Raw genomic sequence first — 306 nt, forward strand, 5'->3', positions numbered from 1 at the left:
ATCTTTCTCAAAATAAACATAAAAGCCCTTTAAAGAGGGCTTTTATATATTAATCACAAATCACTTATCACAAATCACTTATCACAAATCACAAGTGATTTGTGACTGTTGATGATAAAATAAGAATAAGAAGAAATAGAAAGAAGTGAGTGATTGTGGGAAATTTAGGCGCACAAAAAGAAAAACGAAATGATACACCAATCAGTGCAAAAAAAGATATAATGGGAGATAAGACGGTTCGTGTTCGTGCTGACTTGCACCATATCATAAAAATCGAAACAGCAAAGAATGGCGGAAACGTAAAAG

1 pseudogene is annotated in these 306 nt (G+C 32.7%); it reads left to right on the top strand.

From position 1 onward, the window contains the following. Positions 1-155: 155 nt before the first annotated feature. A pseudogene (locus AB3I34_RS14005) lies at positions 156-306 on the top strand (peptide-binding protein); the annotation flags it as partial.

Origin of the sequence: Enterococcus sp. C102(2024) (genome assembly GCF_040888205.1) — a bacterium.
Taxonomy (GTDB): domain Bacteria; phylum Bacillota; class Bacilli; order Lactobacillales; family Enterococcaceae; genus Enterococcus; species Enterococcus faecalis.